Raw genomic sequence first — 11,829 nt, forward strand, 5'->3', positions numbered from 1 at the left:
CTCACTGTTCGGAAAATTACCAACATTTTCCATAAGCTTTAGGAAGAATACTAAGTGTTTCCAAACGCCCACTATCTGGACGCACGGATGATTACCCTTCGTCGTTGTGCTTGAATTCTTTTTGGGATTGTCCACCATTGAGCCTGACTTTTCACGGTATGTGGAAAATTCACCAAAAGACCTAACCCCTGAGCAAACTTCCCTACAAAAGTTAGGCGAAAATTCAAAGCCTCTCCCCTAAAAGGAAAGAGGTTTAGAGAGAGGGCTTCCATATCCCGTGAAAAGTCAGACCAACAAGCTCGCCACAACGGACGATGAATTACTTTGCTGTTGGTGATTTCACTAAATTTTAACGCCATTTGATTTCCTTCAATAAGGATTCTTATTGGCTCCATCAATCCGATGAATCCAAAGGTTCGGTTAAAAATTGCTCGAAACCATAGTTTACTTTCTCGTAAAGTAACTTCGGCCCTTTGTAATTTGTCCATTTTCGTAAGCTTTTTTCAAAGCTTCATACTACGTAATAGTAATTAACGAATGGAGCATGATAACTCAAGGCTGAATTCTAAGCAAGACGGAGCAATTTAGCATTCGTCTCAATATTTCATACTTTTTGTGCAAGTATCCATATATCTCCAGCTAGATTTGTCCTCTATCGAAATATTAAAAAATCGGGTATTTATTATTTCTATCGGTGGATGCAGGCTGGTTGAAATATCATCTATCTTTAGTTTGGGAAAATAAGAGGTATCGCTTACAAAAGGTAATATTTTGAAAGATGCAAACAGCGCAAGAGTGAGTGTAGCGATGAATGAAATTAGTATTATTTTAATTGAAGATCATGACTTAACGCGAATGGGGCTACGAGCGGCATTACAGTCTCATAGTGCATTGAAAGTAATTGGTGAAGCGGCAAATGCTACCCAAGGATTAAAACTTTTAGAAGCGGCAAAGCCAGATGTAGCTGTTGTAGATATCGGCTTGCCTGACATGGATGGCATCGAACTCACCCGTAAATTTAAACGCCACCAAGCTGAAACTGGGCAAAGCTCAACGAAGATTCTCATCCTGACAATGGATCATACAGAGGATGCTGTACTTGCAGCTTTTGCGGCAGGTGCTGATTCTTATTATATGAAAGAAACAAGTATCAGCAAATTAACTGACGCGATCCAAGCAACTCACGGCGGTAATTCTTGGATTGATCCGGCAATTGCCAACGTGGTATTGCGGAAGATGCGGCAAGGTATTCCAGGAGAAAGCCAAAGCTCTGACAAGCCGAAGACTGTGAAAATTGAGGCGCTGGCGTCAGAATACGAGCAAGTTTTGGAAACATACCCCCTGACTCAACGGGAACTGGAAATCCTGGAGTTGATTGTAGCTGGGTGTAGCAATGGGCAAATTGCCGAAAAACTCTATATTACAGTTGGTACTGTGAAAACTCATGTTCGCAATATTCTAAATAAACTATGTGCCGATGACCGTACCCAAGCTGCTGTAAGGGCCTTACGTTCTGGGTTGGTGGCGTGAGGGATTAGGGAGCAGGGGAAGCAGGGAAAGCAGGGAAGCAGGGGAAGAAGAACTATTGATTGTTGACCTTATACCAATACCTCTTCAACCCAATCGTTCCTGTAAACATTCCGCAATGCGTAGTGCGGCTCCCGGTTTACCCATACGTCGTAAACCATTTTCGGCAATAATTTGCAAAATATCAGGATTTTTGAATAGGGACTGTACGATTTGGGCAACTTCTGCTGGCTGCTCGACTAAAATCAAAGATGAGCCTAAATGACGACTTTGAGCTTCAGCAAAGGTAGGGTTATATTGGGGGCCATTACCGGGAATCGCGATCGCAGGTTTCCCTAAACCGATAAACTGTTCTGTGGCTGTACCTGCCATTGCAATCGCTATATCTCCCAAATGCAAGCAATCATTATAGGCTAGTTGTGTCAGCAGTAGATATGCATTTCTTTGTTTAAATGTCAATATATTTGGATCGGCAAGTGGGATAGGAGATGTTGATTCAGTGCGCCAGCCTTGAGATCGCACACTTTGGGATAGAATATTAGAGTCTAAACCCGGTGCGATCGCACCTAAAAACACCACTGTTCCAGAAGTATAGAAGATAGAATCTCGCTCCTGGAAACTTGCCATTAACGCAGATACGGCAATCATAATTGTTTCCCAGTTGTTGTATGCCTCTGGTGGACGGGAACCTGGAAGAAGAGTTACCACAAAAGGTCGAACTATCTCTTGCTGTTGGCTATCCTGACTATAAAATTGTTTGCGTGAAAAGGTTGGTTCTAGACCATCCATCATCGGATTACCCAAATTAAAAGCTGGAATTGGCCATTGTTTTAATGTTTCCGTCGTCAGCCCATCTCTAGGGAACACCGCCTTACAACGGCGACGACTCATTAACCAACGTTCCCAAGGATGGTAAACTGAACCGGAAAAGTTTTCCCAACGCGCATCTTTAGATTTGCGTGGTAATAATCCAGCTTCATCCTGCACATAATATTCAGATTTCGCCGTACCCACAAAAGCATAATTAGCGCCACTGAAAGTTGCAAACAACAGCGGCACAATATCTCCCACTGCTAAAATCGCTCTTTTATTACCTAATTTTTTTTGAGAACTCACCCAACGGCGGATAGCTTTAATTTGGTTGAGGGTAAGTTTCAACAAACCACCGCGTACATCCCGCGCTAATTGGCGGCCATCCATATAAATAAATCCGCCAGAAGGCATAGTCAGTACTGAACCGATAAAGGGGATATCCAACTGTTCATAAGCACGTCCTTCACCCACCAAAGGTAAAGCAAATATCTCTGGTGGGTTTGATTGTCGTTGGAGTTCTTGCAAAATCCGGACTGCAATGACATCTTCCCCATGACCATTACTTAATACAAGTAACCGCAAAGGAGAAGTTGCAGCTTGAGAGTTAGAAGCTAGGGATGACCGAGATACATTACTCATAAGAAACAAAAGATCAAAATTAACTGTCTGTTTGGGTAAGAGGTATAAATAGGCAAATCGGCGAAGAAGCTGGAAGTTAGTATTATCCCTATTCGCTAGCCTCTCTACAACTAATTCCCAGTTAATTAGGTTAAATATTATGCGAGTTTCTGCTACTGCAATTTTTACTTTAGCTACTTTAGCTGCTGCCAATGCCACTCAGCAAGCAACGGCTGCACCTGCTAAAACCGTTACTCCAACTGCAAAAGCTGGTAACTTGGTGGTGCCGATTATTGAAGACACTCCCGCACGGGTAGAGACAATTGCTTCCCCAGAAACTATAGTTGCACAACAATTTTCCCAAAATCCCGTCGCCGTGCAAACAGGTGCAAACAAAAATTCCACACTAGTCTTAAAATCAGCCCAAGAGTTAAATTCCCAAGTCGTCCTCCCTATTTCCGCTGCTTCCTCATCTCCCACTCGCCCTCTCCCCTCATCGCCCAAAACCCCTACTACTGGAAGTGATTTAGTAGTCACAGCTACAGATGTACAGGTGGTGGGAGCCAATCAAGAATTGCAAGATATTATTCGTAAAGTAATTAAAACTCAGGCGGGTGGAGAAACCTGTCAAAGCCAGCTACAAAAAGATGTAGCAGCAATTTTAGATACAGGTTTATTTAGCAATGTCAGTGTGAATAGCTTTAGCACCCAGGCTGGATTGAATGTAGTTTATCAAGTGCAGCCAGTGATTGTGCGTAGGCGCAGCCCGCCGCAGGCATCGCTGCAATTATCTGGTGCTAAAGTACTTACTTACCAAGTAGCTCAACAACGTTTGCAATCTCAAATTGGAACCACCATCAGTCCCGCTGGACTCCAGCAAGCAGTAGCACAAATTAACAAGTGGTACGCCGATAATGGTTATAACTTAGCACGAGTGCTATCAATTAAACCCAGTTCTCAAGGCATTCTGACTGTGAATGTTGCTGAAGGTTTGGTGAGTGATATCAAGTTTCGCTTTGTCAACGATGAGGGTAAAACCGTTGATAGCAAGGGTAATCCCGTTGGAGGACGCACCAAAGCAGATTTCTTACAACAACAACTCAAGTTGAAACCCGGTCAAATTTTCCAAGAAAATGTCGTTAAACAAGACATACAGCAGCTATATCGTACTGGTTTATTTGAGAGTGTGAATGTTGCCTTAGAAGGGGATGCGACAAAACTTGATTTAGTCTACCAACTCAAAGAAACTGGGGCACGTGGTGTTAACTTGGGTGGTAGTTACAATGCCGATCAGGGATTAGTAGGCACAATCAGCTATCAAGATCAGAATGTCGGCGGTGTTAATGATACTTTAGGTGTGAATCTTGGTGTAAGTAGCCGAGACTTGCAGTTTAATACCAAATTTACCAGTCCCTATCGGACAACTAACCCCGATCGCTTGGGCTACACTGTAAATGGTTTTCGTAGTCAGGAACTTTCGGAAACCTTTGATGACAAGATTACGTTAGCTAACGGTGACAAAGTGCGGGAAGGTCAAATTGGTGGTGGTGTCAGCTTGCAGCGACCAATTGACGACTGGAATACCTCTTTAGGATTAAACTATACCCGAACTAGCATTCGCGATCGCCAAGGTAATATTACTCCAACTGATGCTCAAGGTAATCCCCTATCTGCCAGTGGAACTGGAATTGACGACTTAACTACCGTATCCTTCACCGCCACCAAAGACCAACGAGATAACCCCATCAATCCAACTCAAGGTTCCGTTCTGAGTTTGAGTACAGAACAATCTGTGCCCATCGGTCAAGGTAATATTTCCCTTAATCGCCTCAAAGCCAACTACAGCCAGTACTTACCAGTGCAGTTATTTAACAGTAAACAGCCACAAGTATTTGCAGTGAATGTGCAAGCTGGTACCGTAATTGGTAATTTACCGCCCTACGAAAGCTTTAACTTGGGTGGTTCCAACTCAGTGCGCGGCTACGATTCTGGAGATGTTGGCAGTGGTCGGAGTTATGTGTTAGCTTCTGCAGAATATCGCTTCCCGGTCTTACCAATCGTGGGTGGTGTATTATTTGCCGACTTTGCCTCAGACTTAGGCTCTGGTGATACTGTATTGGGAGATCCTGCGGGTGTACGAGACAAACAAGGCTATGGTTTTGGTTATGGGGCTGGAGTGCGATTAAATTCACCACTAGGCTTAATCCGGGCTGACTATGGTATTAATGACCAGGGAGAAAGCAAAGTGCATTTAGGTATTGGTCAACGATTTTAATCTGAGTTCAGGCGTTGCTGAGAAGTTATATCCAGAAATTAAATATACATTATCCAGAACCTTGTAGAGACGTAGTAGTGCTATGTCTCTACATTTTTTTCACTCATATCTCTGTTAGCGATCGCTTCTAAAAATAACTTTTATAAATTGACAAATTTATTACACAATATTTAATAATATATACATTTAAATAATCAAACGCAAAGAACTATTGTCACGTTTTCGCAGACATTAATTTTTTAATAGTGCTAATCATGCAGTATATAAAAAAATATTACAAGTAATAGTATGGAAAAAAGTGTTATTAATGCCAGCCTTTCTACTCAGAATCTAACCTTTCGTCCAGGTGATACTCCTGTCTCCTTTGAGGTAACTGTCAATAATGACAGCGATCGCTTTGTCAATTTTCAGATAGAAATTGCCGCAGCGGGAGAAACCCGGAACACAGGATATCGCTGGTATCGACTCGAACCAGAGGTGGCAGCAGCCAAGCCACCAGGCAGTAGTACCATATTCCAAGTCTTCGTATTCAATACACCCATCCCAGGATTTGTCGGTACTGTCAACCTGATGGTGAAGATTTTTTCACCGCAATTAGCACAACAGTCCAGACTTGTGCTGCGCCTGAAAATCGAGCGAGACAACAGACCAACACATTTAAGTGTAGAATTGCCTGTGCGAGAGTTCCAAGTTTATCCCCGCAATTCTGTAGATATACCAGTACGAGTGCGAAACTTGGGGCAACAACCGACTGATGTGGTGCTACGTTTTACAGGTGTTGATCCGTCTTGGCTGACTGGTAGTGCAGAACGCCGATTATATCTAGATCCAGGTGGTTTAGCAGAAGCCACATTTCAATGCCAACCACCTTCTGTAGTCCAAGCGCCCAGTCAAAATTACCCTTTTACTATTGAAGCTGTTAGCAATAATGGTTATCCAACTAATGCCGAAGGCAAGATTGAAGTTTTACCTGTAGGTTTTATAGACTTTACTACCACACAAAAACACCTCAAAATTCCTAGTAAATCAGCATGGTTGCCTGACTGGAAGTCTGATACAGCTTCCTTTGAATTACTATTTAAAAATTCTAGCAACCTTAATCAGCAAATTAATGTACAGGTGCAAGGTAGAGACTGGCGAAAATGTAGTTTCAAAAAGCTTCCCGAAATTGCCAATCTTCATCTAGGAGAGACAAGTAAGATCATCCTGGATGTTAAAACAAAACGTCCTTGGATAGGAATCGGCAAAACTTTGTTGCTGGAGGCCAAATCAGAATTATCCGACCAACGTTTAGGGAGTACAGACCCCGCAACGCAGACATTGGAAGTGGAGACTCTGCCAATTATACCTTTATGGCTACAGCTGGCTGCGATCGCACTTTTAGCCGCACTTCTAGCATTAATAGTGCAACCAAGAGGTGTAATGCATACACGTTCTGTTAACTCAGTCCGTTTTAGTGGCATTGGTTTATCTGTGGTCAGTGGCTCAGATGATTGCACCTTAAGACTTTGGAGAATCGGTGCTGATAGCTTAAACCCCGACGACACAGTAAAATATGCTGGGCAACCCGTTGCTTGCGATCAACCACAACAGCCCAAAGGATTGATGGCGATTACCGATGACGCAGTCCAAGTCTTACGCTTCATGCCGTTACAAAACGATCGCGCGGCTGTTGGTCTAGATAATGGTGTAATTGAACTCAGAGATGTCCCTTCAGGTGCAAAGATCAGCCAACTTCAAGACCTTAAAGATCCTAAGGCAAAAGGCGATCGCGTTTTTGACCTAGCTTTCACCTCAAACTCACTTAACTTATTCAGTGGTTATGGCAGTGGTAAAGTTAGAGTGTGGTCAAGACCAGCGCCTAACAGCGATTTTCTGCCAGAACCGCAAGTTATCGACGTACAAAGTACCTTGAAACTATCAGGTTTCCAAGTCCGGGCATTAAATCTCAGTCCAGATGCAAAAACTGTAGTAATTGCCGGAAACTTCAAGCGTTTCATTTTGTGGCAGTGGAATCCAACTCAATCTGATAAACAATTCCCAGGTTTATCAGTGCAAAATCTAGAAAAACTAGATCCATTAGTTGGGCGTGAAGACTATATTTGGGGATTGGCTTTTGTTCCTAACTCAGCAGAAAAAATCCTCGCAACCTCCGATTCTGCGGGATTCATTACGATTTGGAATTTGAATCAGTGCCAAACTGTCAAAAATCCGAATCCCCTCGAAAAAGTAAAAGACCTCAATTGCTCGCCACTAGACCGTTGGCCAGCATCAAAAACATCTGTGCGTAGTCTGGCATTTAGTGATGATGGTGGTCTGTTAGTAAGTGGTGGCGATGATGGACGAGTAATGGTTTGGTACTTAACCTCCGAACATAAGCTCGACAAAACAAAGGCAGCAGAAGGTAAAACAATTTACCAAAGCTCTAAAAAAATCAATAGTATCGACTTGAAAACTAATCAAGGAACCATGATTGTGAGTGGTAGTGAAGATTTTCAGGTCAAACTACACCGCATCAAATAAGGGAGTCAATGACATGCAAGCTAAATTCAATCCACTGCAAGTTATTATCAACCCACCTGGAATTCAATTTGGAATGCCAGGAGATACCATTGAACTCTATGTTGTTGTGATTAATCAGGGAGACCAGAGTGCGGTTATTGACTTATATTTTGTTTTTGACGAAGTATTTCAAAATTTAACTGGTTGGTCTAGTTCTCCCAGAGAAAGTTTAGCATTAGCTCCCCAACAGAATAGCGACGAAGTAAGATTTGAGTTTCAAATCGCCGCAAATGCTCTCCCCGGAACCTATGACTATACACTAGTCGTAGATTCTCCTCTACATTATCCACAAGATACTCCCATAACCTTCCCAAATCAAATTAAGGTTCTGCTAACAGAACAGACTGCAATTCGGGTGAATGACCCGACATTTTCCATTAGACCGAACACCAACCCCAACAAGCCACTAATTTTCAATCCTGGTGAGCCTCTGCAAGTGGAGGTAATAGTAGATAATCGTTCTTATCTCGTAGATAGGTTCCGCTTGAGTTGCCCAGATTTAGACGAGGACTGGTTCACAATCAATTATCCGGCAACTGGATTTGAGGGCCCAGGGTTAGTTTCTGACGTGACTGCACTAGAACTCAACCCTGGTACTCAAGGTCAAATATTGTTGAAATTTCACCCACCTGGAGATACCCTTGCAGGAAGCTATTCTCCAACAATCCGCTTGTATTCGGAAAACTCTCCAGACTTAGTACTGTTGGATTTGGTATACATCCAAATTCCGACAAATTATCGCTTAGATATAGAACTTCATACCATCTTGGGACAAGTTAGCCGTAGTCTTGGCAAGTATGAATTATCACTAGCTAACCAGGGTAATATTGTCCGCGAACTGCTATTAAGTTTAAAAAGTCGAGACGAAGAAGAACTATATACTTACAAATTTGATCCTACTGAAGTAAGATTATTACCCAATAGAAGCGCTGTGGCCAATTTGACGGTTAAACCCAGACCTTGGTGGCGACGACCGTGGTTTGGTGCAGGGCTAGTGGTCAACTTTCAACTTGATATCAAAGACCAACAAAATTTACCCTTACCGAACACATTGCCTCAGGGAACTTTGGTGTGGAAACCCCGTCCTTGGTGGCAATTTCTTCTATTAATTTTGGCAGTTTTGGGCTTACTAGGAGGTATAGGATTCATCATTTGGCGAATTTTAAATCCTGATCCTTTGAGATTAGAAAATTTTAGTGCCAATAACCCTCGAATTACTGAAGAGGAGGATGAGGTAGCTTTGAAGTGGGACATTCACAATTACCAACAGTTGCAAAAGCTGATTTTGACAGCCAAAGGTTCGCAACCCATTCAGCCTATTACCTACGACTTTAGCAATGGCATTCCTGAAACACTTGGCAAAGGAAGCGCTAATGAAATACCTCCTTGTCAAGTGCAAGAAAAACAAGAGTTAATTTGTAGCAATGTTAAAACTGGAGTGAAAACAAAAGGGAATTACACTTTTGAGTTGCAAGCCTTTTATCGTAATGGTATACAATTGTTTTCTCCAAATAACCAAGTAACCAGCCAAATAACTCAAGTAGAAATAGCTGAAAAACAAATTGCTGAAGTAGTTAGTTTCCAAGCAGATAAACCACAGTATACAAAAGGTCAAAATATTCTTTTGAACTGGACAATCGCCCGTCCATTACTGTTGGCACAAGTTCAGATTTCTGGCAGTGCAGATGATGGTACATCATATAGTGAACCAATTACTTATAAATTTAATCAAGGTAATCTTGCAGACCCTAAACTTCAAAAGTTATGTGCACAACAAAATCAACAACTGCGATGTACAAATATTCCTCTATCAGCAACTAAAGCCGGAAACTTTGCATTTGAAATCAAAGCTTTTCCTAACAATGGGAGTAATAAAATTAGTTCTAAAAAAACTGAATCAAAAATTGGAATATTACCGAAACCATTTAAAATTGTCTCTTTTAGAATCAACGGTAGTGAGCAACCAAATCTGGTTCTCAACGAAGGGGAATCTGCTACTTTGAGTTGGAGAGTAGAAGGAGAAAATATTCAGGTTAAACTTCTGCCATACGGCAATGACGTTAAACCAGTTGACTCAATAAAGCTTCCAGTCAATCAAGCCTTCCCGCCTCAAATCGGACTGCTAGTGAATGATATATCTGGTAAACAACAACCCCAGCAAAGAGGATTTGCAATCACAGTGCTCAAAAAAATAGAGCCTACTCCTATACCTAGCATTAACCCAATTCCACCTACTCTTCCACCTACTAATAGCCCATTTAAGACTCCTTTACCTCTGAGGTAAGGTTTATCGAAGGCTATTTTATAAATACAGAGAGGTGTGGCGGATAATACCGCCCATCGACTCTAGCAAGCTACAAGCAGCCCATATTGTTTATCAGCTACTAAAAATAAAATTAATTCCTCTAAACTCGGTGAAAGTTCTACCGCATAAATCGATTTCGCCTATTGTTAATTCGTTGGTAAAAGTTTTTTTAATTGCCACTTTTGCCTTATTCAAAAAAAAATATTTATGCACGATTTATCTAAAATTATTCTACTACCTTAAGATTTTTTTTTGTCAATATCCAGTACCTAAATTGTTACACAAGCTTATCGATAAATATGCTCAGGTTAAGACTTGATCCTGCTCAACACTCTTTAAAAAGTCCTAGTATATCCTCGATCGCCAAACAGATTTCCGATTAAGTGCTTTTGGGAAATGGTATAAGGAAACCGTAAAAAGTTGCCGTTCTGTCTCTTGATAGATCAATTCCTGGTTTTATGAAAAGCTCGGCGTCTGTGTCCATTTTGAAACAAGGGTTTTCGCAACGGGACTACCTCAGCTTCACTACTTTCGCGTGCTACCCGAATCAACAACCCAGCAGCTATTAAGCTAGCAATCATGGAATTACCACCATAACTAAACATAGGCAAAGGTAAGCCAGTAGTTGGTAGAGAACCTGTAGCAACACCAATGTGAAGCAATGATTGTCCTACCATTAAAATCGTCACACCGATCGCTACCAATCGATGTACTGTATTTTTAGCTTTCAGCGCCACGATTAATCCAAGAGTGGCGAATGTCGCTAAAAGTGCCAACAACACCATACTGCCAACAAAGCCAAACTCTTCGGCGAACACGGCAAAAATAAAATCGGTGTCCTGAATTGGTAAATAAAACAGCTTTTGTTGAGAAAGCCCAAATCCAGAACCCCAAGTTCTACCAGAACCTACGGCTAGTAGACTTTGCACTAACTGGTAGCCATCTCCTGTCGCGTCCGCCCAAGGATTGAGGAATGACATCACCCGCTTACGCTGATACTCTTTAATACTAATACTGAGTACTGCCAACATCACTCCACCAATTGCTGTCCCTCCCAGGTACTTGTAAGGTAATCCAGCGGCTAAAGCTATTAGCCAGATAGTCATGCCGCAAAGTGCTGTTGTACTCAAGTTAGGCTGGGCAAGAATTCCTAAAAGTACCAGACCAAAAATACCCAACCAAGCCAAGCGAACTCGCCAACTGATTCGTTCCCACTGACCAAAAAGCCGCGCACTTTGGAGCACCAAAAAGGGTTTAATTAATTCTGAAGGTTGAATCGGAATCGGCCCGATCGCAATCCAACGCGCTGCATCAAAAGCCTTTTTTCCCAATCCTGGGACTAATGTAACGAAAATTAACGCCAAAAACAGCAACAGAAACCAATGGGCTAGCCCCAAAATTTTCTGCAATGGTAAATTAACAATAATATTGAATCCGATTAAGGAAACTAACACCCAAAGCAGTTGACGCTTAAAGTAGTACAACCCATCATCATGACGGGCGTCAGCAACAGGATAGGATGCTGAAAATAGCATAATCAAGCCGACGAACAGCCAAATCAACGTTAACCAGCGCAACAACCGCGCTTCTAATGCCCAGTTGGACACTGAACTATCAAAAATTGGAATCAGGCGGCGTAGATTCACGAGCAGTACAGGTAAAAAGTTAGGAATTAGGAGTTAGCAATAAAACTCATAAATCATAACTTATAACTCATAAGTAGGCTTTA

Annotated in this window: 7 protein-coding genes; 4 read left to right on the plus strand and 3 right to left on the minus strand. The window is 42.0% G+C overall.

Annotated elements, in window-relative coordinates; translation table 11 throughout:
• Positions 1–71: 71 nt before the first annotated feature.
• Positions 72–488 (minus strand): hypothetical protein, encoded by a 417-nt coding sequence (locus tag RM347_RS10265; protein ID WP_428850539.1) that lies wholly within the window; start codon positions 486–488, stop codon positions 72–74.
• Between the two features lie 319 nt (positions 489–807).
• On the opposite strand from RM347_RS10265, the gene RM347_RS10270 reads away from it, so the two are divergent.
• On the plus strand, positions 808–1,530 hold the full coding sequence (locus tag RM347_RS10270) for a response regulator transcription factor (protein WP_322716327.1): 723 nt from the start codon (positions 808–810) through the stop codon (positions 1,528–1,530).
• Between the two features lie 84 nt (positions 1,531–1,614).
• On the opposite strand, the gene RM347_RS10275 is transcribed toward RM347_RS10270, so the two are convergent.
• Positions 1,615–2,979, minus strand: a complete 1,365-nt coding sequence (locus RM347_RS10275; RefSeq protein ID WP_322716328.1) for a lipid-A-disaccharide synthase-related protein — start codon at positions 2,977–2,979, stop codon at positions 1,615–1,617.
• A 139-nt stretch (positions 2,980–3,118) separates the two neighbouring features.
• On the opposite strand from RM347_RS10275, the gene RM347_RS10280 reads away from it, so the two are divergent.
• The 3 genes from RM347_RS10280 (at position 3,119) to RM347_RS10290 (ending at position 10,079) form a co-directional block, all read left to right on the plus strand.
• Positions 3,119–5,233 (plus strand): outer membrane protein assembly factor, encoded by a 2,115-nt coding sequence (locus RM347_RS10280; RefSeq protein WP_322716329.1) that lies wholly within the window; start codon positions 3,119–3,121, stop codon positions 5,231–5,233.
• Between the two features lie 288 nt (positions 5,234–5,521).
• On the plus strand, positions 5,522–7,756 hold the full coding sequence (locus RM347_RS10285; RefSeq protein ID WP_322716330.1) for a hypothetical protein: 2,235 nt from the start codon (positions 5,522–5,524) through the stop codon (positions 7,754–7,756).
• A 13-nt stretch (positions 7,757–7,769) separates the two neighbouring features.
• Positions 7,770–10,079: a hypothetical protein gene (locus tag RM347_RS10290; RefSeq protein ID WP_322716331.1), complete on the plus strand. Its 2,310-nt coding sequence runs from the start codon at positions 7,770–7,772 to the stop codon at positions 10,077–10,079.
• A 464-nt stretch (positions 10,080–10,543) separates the two neighbouring features.
• On the opposite strand, the gene RM347_RS10295 is transcribed toward RM347_RS10290, so the two are convergent.
• The gene (locus RM347_RS10295) at positions 10,544–11,746 is read right to left on the minus strand and encodes an FtsW/RodA/SpoVE family cell cycle protein (RefSeq protein WP_322716332.1); all 1,203 of its coding nucleotides are present in this window, start codon (positions 11,744–11,746) and stop codon (positions 10,544–10,546) included.
• Positions 11,747–11,829: the final 83 nt, after the last annotated feature.

The organism is Nostoc sp. ChiQUE02, from assembly GCF_034531305.2.
Classification (GTDB): Bacteria; Cyanobacteriota; Cyanobacteriia; order Cyanobacteriales; family Nostocaceae; genus Nostoc.

What these genes read in the sequence shown, in the direction of transcription:
- RM347_RS10280 (WP_322716329.1), top strand. Translation starts at nt 3,119, where the DNA reads ATGCGAGTTTCTGCTACTGCAATTTTTACTTTAGCTACTTTAGCTGCT.
- RM347_RS10290 (WP_322716331.1), top strand. Translation starts at nt 7,770, where the DNA reads ATGCAAGCTAAATTCAATCCACTGCAAGTTATTATCAACCCACCTGGA.
- RM347_RS10270 (WP_322716327.1), top strand. Translation starts at nt 808, where the DNA reads ATGAATGAAATTAGTATTATTTTAATTGAAGATCATGACTTAACGCGA.
- RM347_RS10265 (WP_428850539.1), bottom strand. Translation starts at nt 488, where the DNA reads ATGGACAAATTACAAAGGGCCGAAGTTACTTTACGAGAAAGTAAACTA.
- RM347_RS10285 (WP_322716330.1), top strand. Translation starts at nt 5,522, where the DNA reads ATGGAAAAAAGTGTTATTAATGCCAGCCTTTCTACTCAGAATCTAACC.
- RM347_RS10275 (WP_322716328.1), bottom strand. Translation starts at nt 2,979, where the DNA reads ATGAGTAATGTATCTCGGTCATCCCTAGCTTCTAACTCTCAAGCTGCA.